The following is a 23,873-nucleotide window of genomic DNA, read 5'->3' as shown; positions in this document are numbered from 1 at the left end:
GCGCGAAGATCGGCGTGGCGTCCTCGCGTGTCGCGTTGCGTCCCCGGTTCGGTCGTGGCGAATGTCACTGCGGGAGCGGCACAGTGATAATCGGGCGATGAGATGGTTTCGCCGGACCGTCACCACGCCGGCCGAGCGGGCGGTGCACATGGCGCTGCACACCGCGTCGCTGGCCGCGAAGCCGTTGCGGCGCGGGCTCACGGCCGAGTCGGCCCGGGAAGCCGCGCCCTCGCTGCGGGCGCTGACCGGAGCCGAAGCGCTCGGTTTGTCCGATTCCTCGGGTGCGTTGCTGGCCTGGGACGGTCCGTACGGAGCGCTCGAACCGGTCTTCGCCGATGCGGCGCGGCGGGCCGTGGAAACCGGGCGGCCGGTGCTGGTCTCGGGGGCGGGCACCGAAGGACGGACCCTGCTGGCGCAGCCGATGGTCACCGAATACAACGGCATGGTCGGGGTGCTCGGCGCGGTCACTTCGGAGCAGCCGGACCCCGGCATGCTGGGGGCGGTGGCCGAGGTGGCGCGATACGCCTGCGGGCAAATCGAACTCGCGGAACTGGATGCCTCGCGGGCCCGCCTGGACCGGGCGGAAGTGCGGGCATTGCGCGCCCAGATCTCACCGCATTTCATTTACAACGCGTTGAATACCATCGCCTCGTTCGTGCGAACGGATCCGGTGCGCGCTCGCGAATTGATTCTGGATTTCGCGGACTTCACCCGATATTCCTTCCGGAGCGCCGGGGAATTCACCGTCCTCGCCGACGAACTGAAGAACATCGACCGGTATCTGATTCTGGAGCGCGCCCGGTTCGGCGATGCTTTGCAGGTGCGCCTGCAGATCGCCCCCGAGGTATTGAACGTGGTGCTGCCGTTCCTGGCCTTGCAGCCGCTGGTGGAAAACGCTGTGCGGCACGGGCTCGCGGCCAAGACCGGCGGCGGGACGATCGTCATCACCGCGGTCGACGAGGGCACCGATTGCGTGGTGAGCGTCGAGGACGACGGGGTGGGCATGGATCCGGAACTGCTGCGATCCGGCGGCCTCGACGCCGCCGAGGGCGCACACGTGGGCTTGGGCAATGTCGACGATCGATTGCGGGCCGCGTTCGGCGACGACTACGGATTGGTGGTCGACACCGCCGTAGGCGCCGGCACGAAGGTGAGTATGCGCATACCCAAGTTCCGTGCCGGAATTCAGGTCTGAGGCGGCTCCCAGGAGAGCACCGAATCGAGGCTGTCCAGCATCGAACGCGACGAAGTCAGCCGAACGAGCATGTCCCGCAACCGAGTTCCGCCGGGAAACGTCCAATGCGCGACCGCGCCGATCACCCGGGACCGCCGCGCGATCGCCTGCGTCCGCGGCCGCCGCACCCGGTCGTACTCCGCCAGCCCCTCCCCCACCGGCGCCCCGTCCAGCACCGCCGCCAAGGTGACCGCATCCTCGATCGCCTGATTGGCCCCCTGCCCCAGATTCGGCGTCATGGCATGCGCCGCGTCCCCGACCAACGCCACGCCCGCACGGACGAAGGTGTCCAACGGCGGCAGGTCGTAGATGTCATGTCGGAGCACGCTTTCCGGATCGATGGCCGCGAGCGCACCGGGTATCGGATCCGCCCAGTCACCGAACCGCCGCGAAAGCTCCTCGAATTCCCGCCCCGGCCGCCGCTCCCCGGCGGGCGCGTTCGCACAACCGAAAACATAGGCCCCACCGTCGGACAATGCGGCGATACCGAAACGCTCACCGCGCCCCCAGGTCTCACCGCTACTGAACGCGAAATCCAGCGGCGCGGTGATCGCCCGCCACACGGTGTAGCCCGCATATCGAGGCGCGGGCGCATCCGGCCACAACGCCGCACGCACCGCACTACGGATACCATCCGCGCCGACGATCAGATCGGCTTCCGAGACACCACCGGTATGCACGACCTTTCGCGCGAGCGGACCGGCCTCGATCTCGGTGACGGTGGTGCCGAGCCGCAGCGCACCGGCGGGCAGGGCGTCGGCCAGGATCGCGAACAGTTCGGCGCGGCGCAGCACCACCAGTGATCCGTAGCGGCGCTCGAGTTCGGCGCTGTCGGTGGTGGACAGCCAGCGGCCGGTTCGGTCGCGGATTCCGGCGTCCAGTTCGACGCGGCCGGCGGCGCGCACCCGGTCGCCGACGCCGAGCGCATCCAGGGCGCGAAGGCCGTTGGGCCACAGGGAGATACCCGATCCGACTTCGCCGATTTCGGCTGCCTGCTCGAGCACTTCGACCTGCCAGCCGCGCCGGCTCAGGGCGATGGCGGTCGCGAGACCGCCGATGCCGCCGCCCACCACGATCGCCGTCCGTGATTCGCTCACGATATCCTCCACTACAGCTGTAGTTTGTCGTAACTACAGTTGTAGTCCGATCGAGCGGAAAGAGGAAGACACCGTGACCGACACCACGGACCGCCGCGCCGTACTCGCCGATGCCGCCATCACGGTGCTGGCGCGCAGCGGGTTGCGCGGGCTCACCCATCGGGCGGTCGATCAGGCCGCGGGGCTGCCGGAAGGGTCGTGCTCCAATCTCTTTCGCACCCGCGAGGCGCTGCTCACCGGCGCGGTCGACCGGCTGGCCGAGCGCGACAGCGGCGAGTTGCCTTCGCGGGCACTGGAACTCGGCAACGTCGAGCAGGTAGCCGAGCTGCTGTGCACGCTCATGACGCGCTGGCTGGGACCGGATCGGGAACGTATGCTCGCCCGCTACGAACTCGCCCTGGAATCCACGCGGCGGCCGGAACTGCGGCGCGCCCTCGCCGACAGCGGGGCGCGATTCCGCGCGCTCGCGGCGGAACTGCTCGCCGGATTGGGCGCACCGGACGCGGAGGCGCGCGCGCTCGGGTTCGTGGGCTGCGTCGACGGGTTGATGTTCGATCAGCTGGCCGGTGCGGGCGCGGATTCGCTGGATGCCGGACAGCTGCGGGAGACGCTCACCGTGCTGCTCGGAGCTTTCACCGTACGATAGTCCGGCTGTGACTCAGAACACCGAGACCGGACCCGGCGCGCTGCGGGTGCTGGCCGTAGACGACGAGAAGCCGGCTCTGGACGAGCTGGTCTTCCTGTTGCGCGCACAGCCCGAGGTGGGCGATATCCATCAGGCCGGGGATGCCACCTCGGCGCTGCGGGTACTGCGGGCGCATCCGGTCGACGCGGTGTTCCTCGATATCAATATGCCGGGGCTGGACGGGCTCGAACTCGCGGGCGTGCTGAGCGAATTCGCGCATCCGCCCGCCGTGGTGTTCGTGACCGCGCACGACGACAAGGCGGTCGCGGCGTTCGATCTCGGCGCGGTCGACTATCTGCTGAAGCCGTTGCGGGAGGCGCGGCTGGCGGAATCGGTGCGGCGGATCGTGGCCGCGCGCACGGTCGCCGCGCCCGCGCCGGGGCAAACGGATCCGCACGAGGTCATTCCGGTCGAGCTCGGCGGCGTCACCACGCTGGTCGATCGCGCGGACGTGAGCTGGGTGGAGGCGGACGGCGACTATGCCCGGCTGCACACTCGCGACGGTTCGCATCTGGTGCGGATTCCGCTGTCCGAGTTGGAGAATCGGTGGCGCGAAGCCGGGTTCGTGCGGGTGCACCGCTCGTATCTGGTGGCGCTGCGGGAGGTCACCGGGCTGCGCACGGCCGGGACCGCGACCGTGGTGCGCCTGCGCGCCGAGGGCGACGCGCCCGCCGTCGAATTGCCGGTGGCGCGGCGTCAGGTGCGCGAGCTCAAGCAAAAGCTGGTTCCGCCGCGCGGCAAGGGCCTACGGTGAACGCCGATCCGTCGCGTGAGCGCCGTTGCCGGCTCCCGGAAGTCGGGGCTGGAACGCTCCGCCGACGGATGGTGTCATGTCAACGGCCGACCAGTGACCGCAAGGAGAGACCATGCCCGCCGGGTGGATTCGACGGATCGCGCTGAGTGTGACGCTGCTGGCGGCGGCCACACCCGTGGCGGGCGCGACCGGCTCCGATATTCCGGCGGGGCTCGATCGGTATTACGGGCAGCGGCTGGACTGGCGGTCGTGCGAGGACGCCACCCTCGACGACGCGGGCGCACTGTGCGCGAATGTCACTGTGCCGCTGGACTACACCAAGCCCGACGGTCGCACGCTGAGCATCGCGATCTCGCGGATCGCCGCGACCGATCCGGCCCGGCGGCGCGGGGTGCTGCTGTCGAATCCGGGCGGCCCGGGCGGCAGCGGGCTGCGGTACATGGTGGCCACGCAGAAGAACCTGTCGGATTCGGTACGCGCGCAATACGACCTGATCGGGATGGACCCGCGCGGCATCGGGCGCTCGGACAAGGTGAGCTGCGCCTTCCCGGTGCCGAGCATCCTCTACTCGGCCGGTTTCGACGCCCTCGGCTACGCCCGCGACACCACCCTCGCGGCCGCGCTCGCCACCGCGTGCACCACACCCGACGCCGAGAAGATCCGGAACATCACCACCCGCAATACCGCTCGCGATATGGATATCGTCCGCAGCGCGCTCGACGAGCAGACGGTCAACTACTTCGGGGCGTCGTACGGCACCTATCTCGGCTCGGTCTACATGCAGATGTTCCCGGGCCGAACCGACCGCTTCGTACTCGACAGCGCCGTGGATCCCGACAAGGTGTGGACCCGCCACTACCAGGACATGGGCGCGATCAACGAGTACGCCCTCGACGACTGGGCGGCCTGGGCGGCGCGGCACGACGACGAATACCATTTCGGCGCCACCGCGCCCGCGGTCCGCGCCTTCATCCAGGACATGATCCGCCGGGCCGCCGCGCATCCCGTCGCCAGCATCAGCTCGGTCTACCTGGTCGACGAGCACACCGTCCCGTTGATGATCTTCGCCCTGCTGGCCAACCCGCAGTGGAACGCCCGTCTGGCCACCGTCGTCCGCATGATCTCCGACGGCGTCGACGGTCTCCCCCTGGACCTCGACGACCTCAAAGCCAAAGTGACCGCGGCGGTTCCGCTGGAAGCGGCGAGCCTGGCCGCCGTCCTGTGCGGCGACAACCGCGCCCCGCAGGATCCCGCCTACTACCAGGCCAATATCGAGCGCACCCGCGCCGACCAGCCCGTATTCGGCGCGTTCGCCAACAACATCACCGCCTGCGCCTACTGGCCCGACCCGGTCGAACCCGCCACGGCGGTCCGCAACGACGCCCCGGCGCTCATTCTCGTCTCCGAGCACGACACCCGCACCGCCTACCAGGAAGGCCTCGCCCTGCACGCGGACCTGACCGCCTCCCGCCTGGTCACCCTGGCCGGCGCCCGCATCCACGGCGCCTTCCGCGTCGGCCTCAGCCCCTGCGTCACCGCCGCCGTCAACGACTACCTCGCCACCGGCAATCTGCCCGCCGCCGACCTGACCTGCCAACCCGACCCCGCCTACTTCCCGGCCTGAACGGCAGCCGATCGGCCCGTAGCCGCCGACACCATCGACGAAACCGCCTGGACCTGGTCCGGCACGCCTCTTGGCGAGCCTTGCACGCCTTCACGAAGCCGAACGGCACGACCTTCCACCGGACGACCCGACATCGACCGGCACCGGCAACCCTGGGAACAGGCCGAGCCCACTCCGGGCGGGACGAGCATCAGCGCGAACCCGCGCCCGAATTCGGCACGAGGCGTGGGGCAGTGGATCCGCGAGCAGCCATCACGACGGTGGGCCGGACGGACCGGGCCGGATCCGACGCGCCGACCGGCAAGAGCGGTTCGAGCCGGACCGTCACGACAGCCGGCCGGACGGATCCGAGCCGAATATAACGACGGCCGGGCGGGCCGAGCCAAATTCGCCGCTGCGGCCGGCGCGGCGGACCGGAGCCGAAATCGAGTCGGGCGCTCGTAGGATGAGCCGGTGAATGCCGAGCAGCGGCGACCCGTGCGGGAGCGTGTGGTGCTGGCCGAGCGCCGGGGCGCACGGACCGTGCGTACGCGGGTGGAGGTGGCCGAGCAGACCGAGGTCGGGGCGGCGTTGATCGGTGGGTTGATTCGGGCGCAGTTCGGGTTGGCGGCGCGGCTGGGGGTGGGGACGGTGGTGCTGCTCGGGGTTTTGCCGGTGCTGTTTCTCGGGCCGGTGGGGCGGGCGGAGGTCTTCGGGGTGCGGTTGCCGTGGTTGCTGCTGGGGGTGGCGGCTTTTCCGCTGTTGTACGGGGTGGGGCGGGTTTATGTGCGCTGGTCGGAGCGGAACGAGCAGGACTTCGCCGAATTGACCGGGGACTGAAGTGGATTCGCGGGCATCGGGGTTCACCTGGGCGGCGCTGCTGCTGGCGGCGGTCGCGACGGTGGGGATCGGGGCGTACGGGGTTCGGCTGGCGCGCACCACTTCCGATTTCCTGGTGGCATCGCGCAGTGTCGGGGCGCGGTGGAATGCGGCGGCAATCTCGGGTGAATATCTCTCGGCGGCAAGCTTTCTCGGCGTCGCCGGACTGATCGCGAAATACGGTGCGGACGCGCTGTGGTACCCGGTGGGGTTCACCGCCGGATACCTCGGACTGCTGCTGTTCGTGGCGGCCCCGCTGCGGCGGTCGGGGGCGTACACCGTGCCGGACTTCGCCGAATTCCGGCTGGGCTCGGTGCGTTTGCGACGGCTCGCGGCGCTGGTGGTGGTGCTGGTGTGCGGGGTGTACCTGATTCCGCAGTTCCAGGGCGCGGGGCTGACCTTGCGGATTCTGCTGGGGGTACCGGACTGGGTGGGCGCGATCGCGGTGGGGGCCATCGTGATCGGGACGGTGGCGGGCGGCGGGATGCGGTCCATCACCTTCGTGCAGGCGTTCCAGTACTGGCTGAAACTGACCGCCATCGCGATTCCCGCGCTGGTGCTGGCGGCGCACTTCCTGCGCGGGGCACACGCGCCCGAGCCGCTGCCGGCCGAATGGCTCGCGCCCGGCGGCGGATTGGGCGGGGCGCATCCGCTGTTCCAGGTGTATTCGCTGATGGTGGCGACATTCCTCGGGACCATGGGATTGCCGCACGTGCTGGTGCGGTTCTACACCAACCCGGACGGCCGGGCCGCGCGGACGACCGCATCGACGGTGATCGGGTTGGTCGGATTGTTCTATCTGTTCCCGATCCTGCTGGGCGTTTTCGCGCGCCTGTACGTACCGGCCCGGCAACTCGGCGACGCCTCCGACGCGGCCGTGCTGCTGCTCCCCGGCTCGGTACTCGACGGACTGCCCGGTGAACTGCTGGGCGCGCTGGTCGCGGCGGGCGCGATCGCGGCCTTCCTGTCCACCTCCTCGGGCCTGCTGGTGAGCCTCGCGGGCGTGATCGGAACGGATATGCTGCCGGGCCGGATTCGCGACTTCCGGCTGGCCGCGCTGGTCTCCGGGGCGGTCCCGCTGGGACTTTCGCTCACCGTGGCCTCCCTGGACCTGTCGCGGACGGTCGGGCTGGCGTTCGCGGTAGCGGCTTCGACGCTGTGCCCGCTGCTGGTGCTGGGCATCTGGTGGCGGCGGCTCACGGCCGCGGGGGCGGCGGCCGGGCTGGTCGCGGGCGGACTGGTCTCCGGCGGAGCGACCGTGGTGTCCGTGACCGGAGGCGTATCCGAGCGGCTGGCCGGGGGTTGGCTGGAAGCGGTGCTGAGTTATCCAGCGGCGGTAAGTGTTCCACTCGCCTTCACCGTCATGATCGCCGTGAGCCGGATGACGCGCGGCCAGACGGTGCCGGAGGTCGCGCGAATCTTCGTGCGCCTACACGCCCCCGAGCGGCTCGGACTGGGCGCGGATCGCGAACCGGGTCAGCGCGCCCGCTGACCGCCCCTGTTCCTTCCGGCATTTTCCATGCGGTGGGCGTGCGAATCCCGGCAGAAGCACGCCGCGATGACCAAGGGCGTAACCGTTCGTCGCGCGGGATCGACCGTTCGGCGCACGACCGCGGGCGTTCGGCGAGTGACCCAGCCCACATCATGGTCCGGTCACGGTCGGCTGGATACGGTCTGCGGCAAGTAAGCCACGTCACACGCTAGGACGTTCGATGAGTACGACAGAGGTCGGCGGATCCACCCCGCCGCACACGCCCACGGCGGCGGAATTCGCCGCGGTGCAGGCCAGCCCCGAGTTTCAGGAGCTGCGGAATCGGCTGCGCCGGTACGTCTTCCCGATGACGGCGCTGTTCCTCACCTGGTACCTGGTGTACGTGCTGCTCGGCGCGTACGCCCACGACTTCATGGCGACCAAGGTCGTCGGGAACATCAATGTCGGCCTGGTGCTGGGACTCGGGCAGTTCGTGTCGACGTTCCTGATCACCGGCCTGTACGTGCGGTTCGCCAACCGGGAGCTGGATCCGCGCGCCGCGGCCATTCGCAATGAGATGGAGGGCCGGGCGTGAGCACCGTGACCTATGCCGCCGCCGCGACCGTCGGCAATCCGGCCGCCAATATCGCGATCTTCGCGCTGTTCGTCGCCGTCACCATGGTGGTGGTGATCAAGGCCAGCCGCAACAATGCCAGCGCGGCCGACTTCTTCACCGGCGGGCGCGGGTTCTCCGGCCCGCAGAACGGCATCGCCATCGCGGGCGATTACCTTTCCGCCGCAAGCTTTCTCGGCATCGCCGGCGCCATCGCCGTCTACGGCTACGACGGCTTCCTGTACTCCATCGGCTTCCTGGTGGCCTGGCTGGTAGCGCTGCTGCTGGTGGCCGAAATGCTCAGGAACACCGGCAAATTCACCATGGCCGATGTGCTCAGCTTCCGTTTGAAGCAGGGCCCGGTGCGCACCGCGGCCGCCCTCACCACCCTCGCGGTGTCGCTGTTCTATCTGCTGGCGCAGATGGCCGGCGCCGGCGGCCTGGTGGCGCTGCTGCTGGATATCAAGAGCCGCACCGGCCAGTCCGTGGTGATCGCCGTGGTCGGCGTGCTCATGATCGCGTACGTGCTGATCGGCGGCATGAAGGGCACCACCTGGGTGCAGATCATCAAGGCCGTGCTGCTCATCGCCGGCGCGGCGTTCATGACCGTGCTGGTGCTCGGCAAGTTCGGGTTCAACTTCTCCGAGATCCTCGGTTCGGCACAGCAGCATGTGTCCGAATCGGCCACCAAGGCGGTCGCCAAGCGTGACGTCCTCGCGCCCGGCGCGCAATACGGCGGCAGCGGCACCTCGAAGCTGAACTTCGTCTCGCTGGGCCTGGCGCTGGTGCTCGGCACCGCCGGTCTGCCGCACGTGCTGATGCGCTTCTACACGGTCCCGACCGCCAAGGAAGCGCGCCGTTCGGTGGTGTGGGCGATCGGCCTGATCGGCGCGTTCTACCTGTTCACCCTGGTGCTCGGCTACGGCGCGGCGGCCATCGTGGGCCCGGACAAGATCCTGGCCGCGGCCGGCGGGCAGAACGCGGCGGCCCCGCTGCTGGCGTTCGAACTGGGCGGCGTGGTGCTGCTGGGCATCATCTCGGCGGTGGCGTTCGCGACCATCCTGGCGGTGGTGGCCGGTCTGACCATCACCGCGTCGGCGTCCTTCGCGCACGACATCTATGCCGGAGTCATCAAGCGCGGCAAGGTTTCCGACGCCGAACAGGTGAAGGTCTCCCGGATCACCGCCGTGGTGGTCGGCATCATGGCGATCGGGCTGGGCATTCTCGCCAATGGCCAGAACATCGCCTTCCTGGTGGCCCTCGCCTTCGCGGTGGCGGCCTCGGCGAACCTGCCGACCATCCTGTACTCGCTGTTCTGGAAGCGCTTCAACACCACCGGCGCGCTGTGGAGCATGTACGGCGGCCTGATCTCCACCATCGTGCTGATCGTCTTCTCCCCCGCCGTGTCCGGTTCCAAGACGGCCATGCTGCCGAGCATGGACTTCGACTGGTTCCCGCTGTCCAACCCGGGCATCGTGTCCATCCCGCTGGCCTTCGTGCTCGGCATCGCCGGCACCTTCGCCGGTCGCGGCAAGGAGGATCCGGCCAAGGCTTCGGAGATGGAAGTCCGTTCCCTCACCGGCGTCGGCGCCGAGCAGGCCATCGCGCACTGATCGGCAATCCCCGTGCCCCGCATGACTATTCGACAGGAGATTACGCAGTGACCAGCATCGTGCACGACCGTCTCGCCGCCTACCCGCCGAGTGCCGGCTTCGCGGCGCAGGCGAATACCGGCGCCGCCCTGTACGACCGGGCGGCCGCCGACCGGGACGCGTTCTGGGCGGAGCAGGCCGGGCGCTTGCACTGGCACCGGCCGTTCACCTCGGTGCTGGACTGGTCCGGTGCGCCGGTCGCGAAGTGGTTCGCGGACGGGCAGCTGAATGTGGCCTACAACTGCGTGGATCGGCATGTCGAGGCGGGGCACGGGGATCAGGTCGCGATCCACTGGGAGGGTGAGCCCGGGGATTCCCGCGATATCACCTACGCCGGCCTGCTGGCCGAAGTGTGCCGGGCGGCGAACGTTCTCACCGGACTCGGTTTGCGGGCCGGGGACCGGGTGGCCATCTATATGCCGATGATTCCCGAGGCGGTCGTGTCCATGCTGGCGTGCGCGCGGCTCGGGCTGGTGCACTCGGTGGTGTTCGCCGGGTTCTCGGCGAGCGCGCTGCGGCAGCGGGTGGACGACGCACAGGCCCGGCTGGTCATCACCTCCGATGGCCAGTGGCGGCGGGGCACGGCGGCCCCGCTCAAGGCGGCGGTGGACGAAGCGCTTGCCGCGCAAGGCGATTCGGCCGCCGCCGCCACCGTCGAACACGTGCTGGTGGTGCGGCGCACGGGGATCGAGACCGAGTGGACCGCAGGGCGCGACCTGTGGTGGGACGAAACCGTCTCTCTCGCTTCGCCCGAGCACGAGGCGCAGGCCTTCGACGCCGAGCACCCGCTGTTCATCCTCTACACCTCCGGCACCACCGGAAAACCCAAAGGCATCCTGCACACCTCCGGCGGCTACCTCACCCAAGCCTCCTACACCCACCACTACGTCTTCGACCACAAACCCGGACAAGACGTCTACTGGTGCACCGCCGACATCGGCTGGGTCACCGGGCACTCCTACATCGTCTACGGACCCCTCTCCAACCGCGTCACCCAGGTCGTCTACGAAGGCACCCCGAACTTCCCGAACGAGCACCGGCATTGGGAAATCATCGAAAAGTACGGTGTCAGCATCTATTACACCGCTCCCACCCTGGTTCGCACGTTCATGAAATGGGGCCGGGAAATCCCCGAATCCCACAACCTGTCGAGCCTGCGCCTGCTCGGCTCCGTGGGCGAACCGATCAACCCCGAAGCCTGGCGCTGGTACCGCGAAGTCGTCGGCGGCAACAAAACCCCCATCGTGGACACCTGGTGGCAGACCGAAACCGGCGCCATCATGATCTCCCCGCTCCCGGGCGTCACCGCCGCCAAACCCGGCGCGGCCATGACCCCGCTTCCCGGCATCTCCGCCAAGATCGTGGACGAGGACGGGAACGACCTGGGCGACAAGGACGCCGACGGCCTGCTGGTCCTGGATCAGCCCTGGCCCGCCATGGCCCGCGGCATCTGGGGCGATATGCAGCGGTTCCAGGAAACCTACTGGGATCGATTCGCCACCAGCGGTTGGTATTTCGCGGGCGACGGCGCCCGCCTCGATGCCGACGGCGACCTCTGGGTGATGGGCCGCGTCGACGACGTCATGAATGTCTCCGGCCACCGCATCTCCACCGCCGAGGTCGAATCCGCACTGGTCGGGCACTCCGGCGTGGCCGAAGCAGCGGTCGTCGGCGCCTCCGACGCCACCACCGGCCAGGGCATCGTGGCCTTCGTGATCCTGACCGCCGAGGCCACCGATACCGGTCCCGCGCTGGTGGCGGAGCTGAAAGCCGAAGTCTCCCGGGAGATCTCACCCATCGCCCGGCCGCGCGATATCCACGTGGTCCCGGAGCTGCCCAAGACCCGCTCCGGCAAGATCATGCGCCGCCTGCTGCGCGATGTGGCCGAAGGCCGCGAACTGGGCGACACCTCGACCCTGGTGGACCCCACCGTGTTCGAAGCGATCGCCCGCCGCTGATCCACCCGCGGCGAAGGGCCCGGCCGGGAAATCCGGCCGGGCCCTTCGTCTTCCGGTCAAGCTACCTCACGCACCGGGACGAGGTCGGCGGTACGGCGCACGGCACGCGCGCCCCGGACCGCCAGCGGCAGCACCCATGCCGACGCGAGTTGCTCGTTGACCAGCGCGCCCATCCCGAGCCGGTTGTGCACGAAACCGATGGATACGCCGGAATTCGGATCGGCCCAGCCCAGCGAACCGCCGAGCCCGACATGCCCGAAACCGCCGCGCGCGCCCGGCATGGGCAGCGAGTGATAGCCCAGGTGCCACATCATCGGCGCGTAGCCGAGGGCGTGATCGAGCTGGTAGGTCTCGATGCGGCGCATGGCCTTGATGGTGCCGGGCGAGAGGTAGCGGCGACCCTCGTGCATGCCGCCGTTCGCGATCGCCCCGTAGAGGGTGGCCAGGCCGGAGGCGGTGCAGACGCCGTTCCCGGCGGGCATCTCGGTATCGAGCACCGGCGGTTCGTCGCCGTCCACCAGACCTTCGAGGCCGGGCAGGAACAGGCAGCGGGCGAGGGTGCCGAGCACGGCCGGGAAGCCGTAGGCGCGGCCCAGGAACATCGAGGCGTAGGTGCTGCCGACCGGGGCGAGCCGATTGCCGTCCAGATTCGCGGCCACGGTCGCCGAACTCGCGGGCGGGCGGCCCAGGTGAATGCCGTCGGTGCCGAGCGGTTCGGCCACCTCGGTGCGGAACAGTTCGGCCATGCCGCGCCCGGTGACCGCCCGCGCCAGCCCGGCCAGCAGCCAGCCGAAGGTCAGCGCGTGATAGGCCGGAACGCCCAGCAGATGATCGGGTTTCGCGGCGGCGAGCTGTGTCTCCATCAACCGGTGATCGAGCACGTCGTCCAGGCCGCGGGCGATCGACGGCAGCCCGGACAGCCCGGCCCGATGCGTCAGCACCTGCCGCACGGTGATGGCCTGCTTACCGCCCGCCGCGAACTCCGGCCAGTAGGCGGCGACGGGCGCGTCGTAGTCGATCAGCCCCCGGTCGGCCAGGCGATGGATGACCGTGGCGGCCACGCCTTTGGTGGCGGAGAAGACGATCGATCCGGTGTGCGCGGTCCACGCGTTACCGCCGGAACGCTCACCCACCCAGATCTCGGCGAGGGTTTCACCGTGCCGCCGCACCGTGACGGCGCCCCCCGATCCGGGCCGACCGCCCATGCGTCGTGCGAAAGTCCGTACCAGCGGCCCTAATTCGGGGACGGCGTAACCGCCGACACCGGCCGGTAGGTGCGATAGGCCCGGGGAGGAAGCGTCATTGCTCACGGGTTCCACGGTACGAGTCCCTTCTCGCGGCGGGCAATGACCCGCTCGCCAGAGTTATTCCCGTTGGCCGAGAGGTTATTCCGGTTTGCCGACTGGTGACGCGAGCGTTATGGCGACGGCGGTGTGAAACGGGGGCATTATGGGTATGTGGGCATCTACGAAGACCGGCTCCTGCCGCATCTGGTCGACCTGACGTGCGGATCCAAGTTCCTGGATTCGACCCGGGAGCGGACCTGCGCGGGACTGCACGGGCGGGTGGTCGAGATCGGCTTCGGCTCCGGCCGCAATGTGCCGTTCTATCCGGCGGCCGTGAAATCGGTGAGCGCCGTGGAACCCGCCGACCTGGGCTGGAAGATGGCGGCCGAACGCGTCACCGCGGCCACGGTGCCGGTGGAACGCGCCGGGCTGGACGGGCAGTCGCTGCCGTTCCCGGACGATTCCTTCGATTCGGCGCTGTCCACCTGGACCTTGTGCACCATTCCCGATGTGGCGGCCGCGCTGGCCGAAGTGCGGCGCGTACTGGCCCCCGGCGGGACTTTTCATTTCGTCGAGCACGGGCGCGCGCCCGATGCGAAAGTGCGGACCTGGCAGAACCGTTTGAATCCGGTTCAGAAGGTCATCGCCGGCGGCTGTCATCTGAATCGGGATATTCGCGGGCTGGTCGAGGCCGCGGGTTTCGAAATCCGCGACCTCGACGTCTTCTACGAAGCGCACACGCCGAAAAGCTATGGCGCGCTGACCCTGGGCGTGGCGGTCACGCCCTGACGCCGGCTATTGCGGCCAGCCGCCGTACGGGACGGTGATCATCTCCAGGTAGTGACCGGCGGGATCGCGGAAGTAGATGCCGCGGCCGCCGTCATTGTGGTTGATCTGGCCTTCCGCCTGTCCGCGCGGGTCCGCCCAGTAGGTGAGCCCGCGTTCGACGATTTTCGCGTAGCCGGAATCGAATTCGGCTTCGGAAACCAGGAAGGCGTAGTGCTGCGGCTGGATACCGCCGGGAAGATCGGGGGGAACGTTCGCGAAATCGAAGGTGACGTCATTCGCGACTTTGACCGGAATGAACGGACCCCACTGCTCCCCCACCTCCAATCCGAGTATGTCGCCCCAGAATTGGGCGGATTCCCGGTGGTCGTTGCAGCCGACGATGGTGTGGTTGAACTGAATAGTTATCGGATTTCTCCTGTGTCCGTGGCGATCCCGACCCTGGACCGGTACAAGTCGGCCGACAGGAGCACCGCCACTCGTTCGAAGTTAGCGAATCGCCGCCGGATCCGCCAACCGTCCTGTGACTGGAGTCACAGGGCGCGCGTAGGCTGGAGATCGTGCGCCTGCCGCGGTCGTTAGTGCCCGCCCTGCTCGTCGCCCTGGTCGCCTCGGGATGTTCCGATTCCGAGACGCCGACGACGGCTCCGCCGCCCGTGACCAGCGCCGAGCGACCCGCGCCGGCGCAAGCCGCCGGGGCCCGGCCGCAGGAACCGAAGCCGCCGTGGCCGTACCGGTCCGAGGAGGTCGGCTATCGCAGTGGAGAGATCACCGTCGCGGGCACGCTGACCGAGCCGAACGGGACCGGGCCGTTCCCGGCGGTGGTGCTGATCACCGGTAGCGGGGCGCAGGATCGCAACGAGAGCCTCCTTGGCCATCAGCCGTTCCTGCTGCTCGCCGATACGCTCACCCGGGCCGGGTTCGCGGTGCTGCGCACCGACGATCGCGGGGTGGGCGGGACCGGCGGGAATCTCGACACCTCCACCTATCAGGAGCTCGCCGACGATGTGGGGGCGGGCGTGAGCTTCCTGCGCGGGCGGGCCGAAATCGACCGGGCGCGAATCGGATTGCTGGGGCACAGCGAGGGCGGTTATCTCGCGCCGCTGTACGCGTCGAGGCCCGACAGCGGGGTGGCATTCGCGATCCTGATGGCGGGGCCGTCGGTGACCGGTTCCGAAGTGGTGCTGGAACAGAACGACCTGATCCTGCGGGCCAAGGGCGCGAGTTCCGAGCAGCTCAGCTCGCAGATCGGGTTCCTGTCGGGGCTGGCCAATATCTTCCGGATCGGGGATATGGCGGCCGCCCGGGACTTCGCCTACCAGCACAATGATTCGCTGCCCGCCGAGGAACGCGCGACCAGCGCGGAGATCGACGCCTCCGTGACGCAGTACATGGCTGGGCTGTTCACCTACGATCCGGCTCCGGCGTTGTCCGCCATGCGAATTCCGGTGCTGGCTTTCTACGGCGGCAAGGATTTGCAGGTGCCGGCCAAACAGAACGAAGGTCCGGCGCGGGCACTGCTGAGCACGGATCCGGACGCGACCGTGGTGGTGTTCGACGGGCTGAACCATTTGATGCAACCCGCCGACACCGGGCTGCCCGACGAGTACGCGAAGATCGAGACCACCATCGATCCGCAGGTGCTGGGGTATGTGACCGGGTGGTTGCAGCAGCGGTTCCCGGCGGGACACTGATCGGGGGCCGCCGGTCGGGCTGAATACTCCCGAAAACCACTGCTGACGAGCCGTTCTCACGCTCGCGCGGTGCGATAGCCCAGGGCCACCGTGGCCGCGGCCAGCAGCACCACCGAGCCGACCAGGGCCAGGCCGGTGCCCATGGCGTCGGCGAAGGCAGCCGGATCGGCGACCGCGTGCGCACGGCCCTCGAGCGCGGTGCCGACCACCGCGACGCCCAGCGCGGCGCCGAATTCCCGTGCGGCGGTGTTCAATCCGGCGCCCATTCCGGCCTGTTCGGCGGGCAGGCCGGCGATCACGCCGGTGGTCAGCACGGGCGCGCACAACCCCATGCCCGAGGAGAGCACGATCAGGTACAGGGCGTAGAGCGGGTACGGGGTGCCCGGTGTGGCGGTGGCCATCGCCAGCAGGCCCAGGGCGATGAGCGCCAAACCACCGGCGGCGGGAAGCCGCGGCCCGTAACGCATTTGGATGCGGACGGCGTAGCGGGGCATGACCATCATGCCGAGAGCGGCCGGTGTGATGCCCAGACCGGTGAGCGCCGGCGAGTAGCCCTTGGCGTATTGCAGGTACTGGGCGTTCACGTAGAACAGCGCGAACATGCCGAAGAAGCTGGCTGCGGTGCCCAGCAGGGCGATTCGCAAAGGGCGCGAACGGAATACGCGCGGATCGACGAGCGGATGCGCGGCCCGCAGCAGGTAGGCGACGAGCACCACCAGCAGCACCGCGCCGAGCGCGAAGCCCGCGAGCACTTCCGGTGCGTCCCAGCCCCGGCCGGGACCTTCGATGATGCCGTACAGAATCGCCGTCGCGCCGAGGGTGAGCAGGAGCGCGCCGAACGGATCGGGGGCCGCCGCACGACGCGGCGTACGCGGCACCACCCGGAGGACGGTGAGCGCCAGCAGTGCGGCCAGCGGCACCACGACCCAGAACAGCGCTCTCCAGGACAGATACTGCTGCAACAGCCCGCCGCCGATATTGCCCAGCGTGCCGCCCAGACCGACCGCGAGCGTCCAGGCCGCGAGCGCCTTGGCGCGAGCCATCGCATCCGGGGCCAGGCCGACCAGGATGGACATGGTGGCGGGCATGATGAACGCCGCCCCCGCACCGGACACCGCCCGGCCCGCGATGAGCAGCGCCATGTGCGGCGCGGCCGCGCTGAGCAGCGAACCGGCCGCGAACAGCGCCAGGCCGGTCAGCAGCGCGCCTTTGCGCCCGTACCGGTCACCGAGCGCACCGGCCGGGATGAGCAGCCCGGCGAACACGATGACGTAGGCGTCCACGGTCCACAGCAGCTGTTCGCCGCCGGGATGCAGCGCGGAGCTGGTGAGCAGCGGGATGGCCAGATTGACCGAGGCCACCATGCTCTGCGCCAGCGCCACGCAAGCGCACAGCGTGAGCACGACCGCACGCGGAATCCGTTGCGGCGGTGCGGGTTCGACAGGGATGGACGCCGTGTCCAGCACGGCGTCGGAGGAATGGGATGACACGGAAACTCCTGACGAGAGCGTCATGGTGGTTATCGGTGTCGCGACGTCTTCGACGGTATGCTGCCTGCATTGATTACTCAAATGCAATACAGGAAAGTAATAGATGCATCAGACGCAATCCACCGGGCACCCACGCAATCTGGACTTGAATCTGCTGGTCGCCCTCGACGCCCTGCTCTCCGAACGCAGCGTGACCGGAGCGGCCGACCGCCTGCACCTGTCCGAACCGGCCGTCAGTCGCGCTCTCGGCCGGATCCGGAAGGCGCTGGGCGATCCGGTGCTGGTGCGCGCGGGCCGCGTGATGGTCCCGACCCCGCACGCGCTCGCCATCGAAGCCGAGGTTCGCGACCTGGTCGAACGTGTTCAAGCCCTGTTCGCCGCGGCGACTTCGACCGATCTGCGCAGCCTGGTGCGCGGTATGACCCTGCTCATGCCCGATGTGATCGCCGCCGCCTACGGTCCCGCCCTGCTCGCGCGCGCCGCGGCCGAAGCGCCCGGTCTCCGCCTGGGCTTCCTCCAGGAAAGCCACATCGACCTGCCCGTCCTGCGCGATGGCGAGGCCGACCTCGAAGTCGGCATCATCGACACCCGCGCCCCGGAAATCCTCACCGAACCGCTCTTCGACGACCACATGGTCGGACTGGCCCGCCCCGATCACCCGCTCCTCGAAGCCCCCGTCACCCCGGAAACCTTCGCCCGCGCAAGGCATCTGATCGTCTCCCGGCGCGGCCGCTCACACAGCCCCATCGACACCGAACTGGAGAAGCAAGGCCTGCGCCGCACCGTGGCCGCCACCACCAGCACCTTCACCTCATCCCTGTTCCTCCTGCACGGCAGCGACCTCGTCGGCCACTTTCCCCACCGCCTCAGCCCGGTAGCCGAGCGGTTCGGCCTGGTGACCTTTCCCCTCCCCTTCGACCTCGCACCCCTCCCCTTCGCCATGGCCTGGCACCCGCGCCAGGACGCCGACCCCGCCCACATCTGGCTCCGCGACACCGTCCGTGCCGTCATGTCCACCACCCCGTGAACCGCTCAGGACCGGCGCGGCAGCGAGTACTCCTGCTCGGGACGCCCGGTGCTGCCGTAGCGCAACTGCATCCGCAATTCGCCGGACCCGACCAGAGCCGCCAGATGACGCTGTGCGGTGGCGCGTGACATGCCGGTCGCGGCAGCCACCTCCGCGGCCGACAACGAGGTTGTCGCGGCCCGAATCGCTTCCAGCACCAGCGTTTTGGTTGGCGAGGCCACGGCAGCGACGCCAGCCGCCGACCCACCGCCACTCCCGGGCCGCAACGCTTCGAGCGCGTGATCGACATCGCGGGCGGTGACCTCGGACGCGGACAGAATCCGCCGATAGCGCGCATACCCCGCCAGCCGAGCCGCGAGCGTGGCATGGTCGAACGGCTTCACCAGATACCCCAGCGCGCCCGCCGACAACGCCGCGCGCACCGTCTCGGCCTCGGTCGCCGCGGTGAGCATCATGGCGTCGCAACGCATCTCACGCACCAGATCGATCCCGGACCCGTCCGGCAGATACACGTCGACCAACGCCAGATCCACCGTCGCACCACCGAGCGCCTCCCGCGCCGCAGCCAGCGAATTCGCGGTGCCCCCGACCGTGAAACCCGGCAGCGCCGTGACGATTCCGGCATGCAGATTCGCCACCCGGAAGTCATCATCGACCACCAGCACCGTCAAATCCGTTCGGCCCACGCCGATTCTCCTTCCACCAATACCCCCGGCAGTCGCGCGATGAACTCGGCCCCGGCCAGCGGCGCGACCGGCGCATCGACCGGAAAAACGCCGGCAGCGACCATCCCGGCGTCCCGCGACGACAGCGGAATTCCTTGTGCTGCAGCCAAATCACCGCCGGGTCCGACCGCCTCCGAATCTCGCCCGTCGGGTCGCCGGCCGCCCGGGTGCGCGAGGCGGACGTCGCCGCCCAGAGCACGGGCGATCTGACGCGCGAGCGCCAAGCCGACCCCACGGCCACCGGGCAGGCCGGTGTCGGGGCGGGTCGAGACGCCTTCGGTGAAGACCGCTTCGGTCAGGCCGGGCGCGATACCCCGCCCGCTGTCGACCACCGCGAGGTGCAGCGTCGAATCCTCCCGCAACAGCTCGACTTCCACCTCGCGTGGAGGTTCGCCGACGCGAGCGGCTTCGATCGCGTTGTCGAGCAGGTTGCCCAGCACGGTGGTGACATCCACGGGGAGAACGAGACTGGCGTCCACCCAAGTGTTGGGTCCGAGGCGCAGTGTGACGCCGCTTTCCCGGGCATGGGCGGCCTTGGCGGCGAGGAAGGCTTGCAGGTACGGGTCGTGGACCGCGTCCATGCCGGGCAGTGCCGCGCCGAGCGGGCCGGAGCCGAGGAGTTCCGAAATGTATTGGGCGGCTTCGGATGCGCGGTCGTCGTGCAGGAGTCCGTTGAGCAGGTGCAGGCGGTTGGCGAACTCGTGACGCTGCGCGCGCAAGACCGTGCTCATCGAGCGGACGGCATCGAGCTGTCGGGTGAGCGATTCGACGTCGGTGCGGTCCCGGACGGAGAGCACCGCCCCCAGCTCCCGGCCGTCGCGCCGCACCAGACGAGCGGTGATCACCACGATGCGATCACCGACGGCGGCTTGCACCGGCACCCCGTCCGCCGCCCGGAAGACTTGCAGCACCCGGGGAGTGAGCCCGATGTCGTCGATCGCGCGGCCGGAGAGCGCCCGCGCCGCACGCGAGATGTCGGCCGCCAGAACCGCTTCGGCCGCCGCGCCGCCGGTGCCGAAGGTCTCGGCCGCCGCATCTGCTTCCCCCGCACTGCGACCCGGCTCGGCGGGCGCGATGGCAACGTCCCCTGGCCCGTGGCCCGACGAAGCGGAGGGCGCTGTCGCCAGACCCGCTGATCGATCTCGATCGCTGGCGCTGCCGTCTTGCGCGCGGACGGAATCGCCGGTTGTGGCGGCTGCGGTGTCCAGGCCGAGCAGGCGGCGGGCTTCGTCGTTGACGACGGTGACTCGCCAGTGGGGGTCGACGGCTACTACGCCTTCGCCGATGCCGTGCAGGACGGCGTCTTGTTCGCGGACCAGTTCGGCCAGGTCTTGGGGTTCGAGGCCGAGGGTGAGGCCGTGCCAGCGGCGGGCCAGCAGGAGGGAGCCGGCTACGCCTGCGAGGAGGGCGAGGCCGACGAGGAGGCCGGCGCGGCGGAGGTCGCGGAGGAGTTGGTCGCGGACCGCTTCGGTGGAGATGCCGACGCTTACCTCGCCTACGACGGATTCGCCGTTGGGGCGCAGGACCGGAACCTTCGCGCGGACGGATTCGCCGAGGGTGCCGCGTTCGCGGATCACCACTTCGGAGCCGGCCAGGGCGCGGGAGGGGTCGGTGCTGACGCGTTCACCCAGACGGGCGGGGTCGGGGTGGGCGAGGCGGATGCCGGCGTCGTCGGTGATGACGACGAAGAGGGCGGCGGTGCGCTGGCCGGCGGCCACCGCCAGTTGCTGCAGCTCACCCGAGGACAGTTCGGCGGTGAGAGCCGGGCCGGATTTCAGGTTTGCGTCGGAGTAGCGGGAGACCTCGGAACGCACCTCGGGATCCGAGGCGACGGTGCGCGCGACGGCCAGCGCGCGTTGCCCGTATTCGCCGGACAGGCGCTGGTCACTGACGTAGGCGAACACCCCGAACGCTATGCCGAGGGTCAACGCGACGAGTACCACCTGCAGCAGAACGATCTGTGTCCGCAACCGCACGGGAAACGCGCGGCGGCCGAACACGCTCACCCGGCCATCAAAGCACACCGTCGTGAGCACAATGCGCACAATGCCGCTATTGCCGCTTGCGCGGGTTGTGCGCACAATCCCGGGCCGTGTGACCCAGGGCACTTACCGTACCCACATCGGTTGCACGTCACTCCCGTGCGACGCAGGACAACAGGAGCTGTCAATGAACTCCCCATTGATCGAGCTGCGGGGCGCGACGAAGCGTTTCCCGGGCACCGGCGGCGGTATCCACACCGCCGTGCGGGATCTGAATTTCACGGTCGCGCCGGGCGAATTCGTCGCCGTGGTCGGGCCGACCGGCTGCGGCAAGTCGACCACCCTGTCGCTCGTCTCCGGCCTGGAACCGGCCTCGGCGGGCCGGACCCTGGTGCACGGCAAGGATGTTCGCGGCATCCCGGACGGCGTCGGCTACATGTTCCAGCAGGACGCGGTGCTGCCGTGGCGCACGGTCATCGACAATGTGGCGCTGGGCCCGCGCTTCCGCGGCAAGTCCAAGGGCGAGGCCCGCGAGCGCGCCCAGGAATGGGTGACCAAGGTCGGGCTGGCCGGGTTCGAGAAGTACTACCCGCATCAGCTGTCCGGCGGTATGCGCAAGCGCGTGGCCCTGGCCCAGACCCTGGTCAACGAGCCCGAGATCATCCTGATGGACGAGCCGTTCAGCGCCCTGGACGTGCAGACCCGCCAGCTCATGCAGGACGAACTGCTGCGGGTGTGGTCGGGCACCGGGGCGGCGGTCATCTTCGTCACCCACGACCTGGAGGAGGCCATCGTGCTGGCCGACCGCGTGGTGGTGATGACGGCGAGCCCGGCCACGGTCTGCGGTGATTTCACCGTCACCCTGGAGCGCCCGCGCGATGTCGAGGAGGTGCGGCTCACCGAGGAGTTCCGCGACCTCTACAAGGAAATCTGGGAGACGCTGCGCGATCAGGTCGATGCGGCGCGCAAGAAGGGAGCCTCCCGTGTCGCTTGATGTGATGGCCGAAACCGCCAAGAGCGCACCGGAATTCGAGGTGGAGACCGAGGAGCAGATACTGGCGCGGGTGCGCGGCAACGCCCGTAAGGCCAAGGCCCGCACCTGGGGCCTGCGCGCCCTGCTGGTGGCGCTGTGGCTGGGTTCGTGGGAGCTGACCGCCACGCTGTGGATCGACCCGTTCTTCTACTCCAAGCCGTCGCTGATCTGGGATCGCCTGGTCGAATGGTTCACCGAGGGCACGCAATTCGGCTCCATCTGGCTGCAGCTGTACACCACCGTGCAGGAAGCCGTGCTGGGCTTCGTGATCGGCACCGTGGCCGGCGTGGTGCTCGGCGTGCTACTGGGCCGCTCCCGCTACTGGGCCGATGTGCTGGCCCCGTTCATCAAGGCGCTCAACGCGGTTCCGCGCATCGTCCTCGCGTCGCTGTTCATCATCTGGTTCGGCCTGGGCCTGAGCTCCAAGGTCGCGACCGTGGTGGTGCTGGTGTTCTTCGCGGTGTTCTTCAATGCCTTCACCGGCGCCCGCGAAGTCGACGGCAACGTCATCAACAACGCCCGCATCCTGGGCGCGAGCCGCACCCAGATCCTGGGCACCATCGTGCTGCCCAGCGCCACCACCTGGATCCTGTCCTCCCTGCACACCGCCTTCGGCTTCGCCCTGATCGGCGCGGTCGTCGGTGAATACGCCGGCGCCAGCAAGGGTCTGGGCCTGCTCATCTCCAATGCCCAGGGCACCTTCGACGCGGCCGGCATCTACGCGGGCATGATCATCATCACGGTGGTGGCGCTGGTGGCGGAATGGCTGATCGGCATCGCGGAGAACCGCCTGCTGAAATGGCGTCCGGCGCAGTCCGGCTCGGGCCACGGGGTGTGAGGCATGAAGTACCGCAAGCCTTTCGCACTGCTCGCCCTCGCCGCCTCGCTGCTGCTGGCCACCGGCTGCCGCGATTCGCGCGCCATCCCGGTGGAGAACGGCCGCCCGCAGATCACCATCATGGTCGGCGGCCTGGAGAAGGTCATCTACCTGCCCGCCATGCTCACCCAGCAGCTGGGCAATTTCGAGCGCAATGACATCGACGTGCAGCTGCTGGGCGAACAGTCCGGCGCGAACGCCGAAACCGCGCTGCTCACCGGCGATGTGCAGGCGGTGGTGGGGTTCTACGACCACACCATCGATCTGCAGGCCAAGGATCAGTGCATCCAGACCGTCGTGCAGTTCGCCGATGTGCCCGGCGAGGTGGAGCTGGTGTCGAAGGAGGACGCGGCGACCATCAAATCGCCGGCCGACTTCAAAGGGCGAAACCTGGGCGTCACCTCGCTCGGATCCTCCACCGACTTCCTCACCCAGGGCCTGGCCGGTCAGGCGGGCCTGAGCACCTCCGACTACACCCGGGTGAAAGTCGGTGCGGGACAGACCTTCATCGCCGGCATGAACCACAACGGCATCGACGCGGGCATGACCACCGACCCGACCGTGGCCAAGATGGTGACCTCGGGCGAGGCGCAGATCCTCATCGATATGCGCAACGAGGAGGGCACCCGCAAGGCGCTCGGCGGCCTCTACCCGGCGGCTTCGCTCTACATGCGCTGCGAGACGGTCGAATCGCATCCGGATATCGTGCAGAAGCTGGCCACCGCGTTCGTGCAGACCCTGCAGTGGATCGAGCAGCACTCCCCCGAGGAGATCGCCGCAAAGATGCCGTCGCAGTACGCGGGCGGCAATCCGGACCTGTATGTGAAGTCGGTGCGCGATTCCATCAGCATGTTCAATGGCGACGGCCTGATGAAACGCGAAGGCGCGGAGAACGTCCTGCGCATCCTGGGCCAGTACTCGCGCAATGTGAAACCGGTCCGCGATCGCATCGACCTGGACGCGACCTATACCAACCAGTTCGTGGAAAAGGCGCAGGGTACGAAGCAACCCTGAGCCGGCCCGCCGG

21 protein-coding genes are annotated in these 23,873 nt (G+C 69.0%); 15 read left to right on the top strand and 6 right to left on the bottom strand.

Annotation, left to right across the window (positions count from 1 at the left end):
• The first annotated feature begins 97 nt into the window (after nt 1-97).
• A complete protein-coding gene (locus LTV02_RS34800) occupies nt 98-1,195 on the top strand; it encodes a sensor histidine kinase (RefSeq protein ID WP_233035817.1) in 1,098 nt (365 codons plus the stop codon).
• Here the strand turns inward: LTV02_RS34800 and LTV02_RS34795 are convergent.
• On the bottom strand, nt 1,186-2,331 hold the full coding sequence (locus LTV02_RS34795) for an FAD-dependent monooxygenase (protein ID WP_233035816.1): 1,146 nt from the start codon (nt 2,329-2,331) through the stop codon (nt 1,186-1,188). The two genes, LTV02_RS34800 and LTV02_RS34795, sit on opposite strands and share 10 nt — an antisense overlap.
• A 73-nt stretch (nt 2,332-2,404) precedes the next feature.
• Here LTV02_RS34795 and LTV02_RS34790 point away from each other — a divergent pair, with 73 nt between their 5' ends.
• The 8 genes from LTV02_RS34790 (at nt 2,405) to acs (ending at nt 11,946) form a co-directional block, all read left to right on the top strand.
• Entirely contained in the window at nt 2,405-2,977 is a 573-nt protein-coding gene (locus tag LTV02_RS34790; protein WP_233035815.1) for a TetR/AcrR family transcriptional regulator, read from the top strand.
• A gap of 7 nt (nt 2,978-2,984) precedes the next feature.
• Nucleotides 2,985-3,770 (top strand): LytR/AlgR family response regulator transcription factor, encoded by a 786-nt coding sequence (locus LTV02_RS34785; protein WP_233035814.1) that lies wholly within the window; start codon nt 2,985-2,987, stop codon nt 3,768-3,770.
• Between the two features lie 112 nt (nt 3,771-3,882).
• Nucleotides 3,883-5,394 (top strand): alpha/beta fold hydrolase, encoded by a 1,512-nt coding sequence (locus LTV02_RS34780; protein ID WP_233035813.1) that lies wholly within the window; start codon nt 3,883-3,885, stop codon nt 5,392-5,394.
• A 489-nt stretch (nt 5,395-5,883) separates the two neighbouring features.
• On the top strand, nt 5,884-6,213 hold the full coding sequence (locus tag LTV02_RS34775; RefSeq protein ID WP_233041839.1) for a hypothetical protein: 330 nt from the start codon (nt 5,884-5,886) through the stop codon (nt 6,211-6,213).
• Between the two features lies 1 nt (nt 6,214).
• Nucleotides 6,215-7,744: a sodium/solute symporter gene (locus LTV02_RS34770; protein WP_233035812.1), complete on the top strand. Its 1,530-nt coding sequence runs from the start codon at nt 6,215-6,217 to the stop codon at nt 7,742-7,744.
• A 220-nt stretch (nt 7,745-7,964) separates the two neighbouring features.
• A complete protein-coding gene (locus tag LTV02_RS34765; protein ID WP_067717243.1) occupies nt 7,965-8,318 on the top strand; it encodes a DUF485 domain-containing protein in 354 nt (117 codons plus the stop codon).
• 5 nt (nt 8,319-8,323) lie between these two features.
• Nucleotides 8,324-9,949, top strand: coding sequence for a solute symporter family protein (locus LTV02_RS34760; protein WP_408639439.1), 1,626 nt, complete (start codon nt 8,324-8,326; stop codon nt 9,947-9,949).
• Nucleotides 9,950-9,996: 47 nt separating this feature from the next.
• On the top strand, nt 9,997-11,946 hold the full coding sequence (gene acs / locus LTV02_RS34755; RefSeq protein WP_233035810.1) for an acetate--CoA ligase: 1,950 nt from the start codon (nt 9,997-9,999) through the stop codon (nt 11,944-11,946).
• 56 nt (nt 11,947-12,002) lie between these two features.
• Here acs and LTV02_RS34750 read toward each other — a convergent pair whose 3' ends face one another.
• A complete protein-coding gene (locus LTV02_RS34750) occupies nt 12,003-13,256 on the bottom strand; it encodes a serine hydrolase domain-containing protein (protein ID WP_233035809.1) in 1,254 nt (417 codons plus the stop codon).
• Between the two features lie 147 nt (nt 13,257-13,403).
• On the opposite strand from LTV02_RS34750, the gene LTV02_RS34745 reads away from it, so the two are divergent.
• The gene (locus LTV02_RS34745; protein ID WP_233035808.1) at nt 13,404-14,021 is read left to right on the top strand and encodes a class I SAM-dependent methyltransferase; all 618 of its coding nucleotides are present in this window, start codon (nt 13,404-13,406) and stop codon (nt 14,019-14,021) included.
• Between the two features lie 6 nt (nt 14,022-14,027).
• Here LTV02_RS34745 and LTV02_RS34740 read toward each other — a convergent pair whose 3' ends face one another.
• The gene (locus LTV02_RS34740; protein ID WP_067717252.1) at nt 14,028-14,426 is read right to left on the bottom strand and encodes a VOC family protein; all 399 of its coding nucleotides are present in this window, start codon (nt 14,424-14,426) and stop codon (nt 14,028-14,030) included.
• Between the two features lie 152 nt (nt 14,427-14,578).
• Between LTV02_RS34740 and LTV02_RS34735 the strand changes: the two genes are divergently transcribed.
• Complete coding sequence (locus LTV02_RS34735; protein WP_233035807.1) at nt 14,579-15,712, top strand: alpha/beta hydrolase family protein; 1,134 nt, start codon at nt 14,579-14,581, stop codon at nt 15,710-15,712.
• 56 nt (nt 15,713-15,768) lie between these two features.
• Here the strand turns inward: LTV02_RS34735 and LTV02_RS34730 are convergent, their stop codons facing one another.
• Entirely contained in the window at nt 15,769-17,202 is a 1,434-nt protein-coding gene (locus LTV02_RS34730) for an MFS transporter (protein ID WP_233035806.1), read from the bottom strand.
• Between the two features lie 103 nt (nt 17,203-17,305).
• Between LTV02_RS34730 and LTV02_RS34725 the strand changes: the two genes are divergently transcribed.
• Complete coding sequence (locus LTV02_RS34725; RefSeq protein ID WP_233035805.1) at nt 17,306-18,229, top strand: LysR family transcriptional regulator; 924 nt, start codon at nt 17,306-17,308, stop codon at nt 18,227-18,229.
• A 5-nt stretch (nt 18,230-18,234) separates the two neighbouring features.
• Here the strand turns inward: LTV02_RS34725 and LTV02_RS34720 are convergent, their stop codons facing one another.
• A complete protein-coding gene (locus tag LTV02_RS34720) occupies nt 18,235-18,915 on the bottom strand; it encodes a response regulator (RefSeq protein WP_233035804.1) in 681 nt (226 codons plus the stop codon).
• The gene (locus tag LTV02_RS34715; protein ID WP_408639308.1) at nt 18,897-20,960 is read right to left on the bottom strand and encodes an ATP-binding protein; all 2,064 of its coding nucleotides are present in this window, start codon (nt 20,958-20,960) and stop codon (nt 18,897-18,899) included. Before LTV02_RS34715 ends, LTV02_RS34720 begins: the two co-directional genes overlap by 19 nt.
• A 163-nt stretch (nt 20,961-21,123) precedes the next feature.
• Between LTV02_RS34715 and LTV02_RS34710 the strand changes: the two genes are divergently transcribed.
• From LTV02_RS34710 to LTV02_RS34700, 3 genes are read left to right on the top strand one after another with little or no spacing between them, the layout of a single operon-like run.
• The gene (locus LTV02_RS34710) at nt 21,124-21,930 is read left to right on the top strand and encodes an ABC transporter ATP-binding protein (protein ID WP_233035803.1); all 807 of its coding nucleotides are present in this window, start codon (nt 21,124-21,126) and stop codon (nt 21,928-21,930) included.
• The gene (locus tag LTV02_RS34705; RefSeq protein ID WP_233035802.1) at nt 21,920-22,807 is read left to right on the top strand and encodes an ABC transporter permease; all 888 of its coding nucleotides are present in this window, start codon (nt 21,920-21,922) and stop codon (nt 22,805-22,807) included. The genes LTV02_RS34710 and LTV02_RS34705 overlap by 11 nt, the downstream gene beginning before the upstream one ends.
• Before the next feature lie 3 nt (nt 22,808-22,810).
• Nucleotides 22,811-23,860, top strand: coding sequence for an ABC transporter substrate-binding protein (locus tag LTV02_RS34700; protein ID WP_233035801.1), 1,050 nt, complete (start codon nt 22,811-22,813; stop codon nt 23,858-23,860).
• Nucleotides 23,861-23,873: the final 13 nt, after the last annotated feature.

It is taken from the genome of Nocardia yamanashiensis, from assembly GCF_021183565.1.
Taxonomy (GTDB): Bacteria; Actinomycetota; Actinomycetes; order Mycobacteriales; family Mycobacteriaceae; genus Nocardia; species Nocardia yamanashiensis.
The sequence above is the reverse complement of the archived record's forward strand: the minus strand, read 5'-3'. Positions and strand labels throughout refer to the sequence as shown.

What these genes read in the sequence shown, in the direction of transcription:
- LTV02_RS34780 (WP_233035813.1), top strand. Translation starts at nt 3,883, where the DNA reads ATGCCCGCCGGGTGGATTCGACGGATCGCGCTGAGTGTGACGCTGCTG.
- LTV02_RS34765 (WP_067717243.1), top strand. Translation starts at nt 7,965, where the DNA reads ATGAGTACGACAGAGGTCGGCGGATCCACCCCGCCGCACACGCCCACG.
- LTV02_RS34700 (WP_233035801.1), top strand. Translation starts at nt 22,811, where the DNA reads ATGAAGTACCGCAAGCCTTTCGCACTGCTCGCCCTCGCCGCCTCGCTG.
- LTV02_RS34710 (WP_233035803.1), top strand. Translation starts at nt 21,124, where the DNA reads ATGAACTCCCCATTGATCGAGCTGCGGGGCGCGACGAAGCGTTTCCCG.
- LTV02_RS34800 (WP_233035817.1), top strand. Translation starts at nt 98, where the DNA reads ATGAGATGGTTTCGCCGGACCGTCACCACGCCGGCCGAGCGGGCGGTG.
- LTV02_RS34725 (WP_233035805.1), top strand. Translation starts at nt 17,306, where the DNA reads ATGCATCAGACGCAATCCACCGGGCACCCACGCAATCTGGACTTGAAT.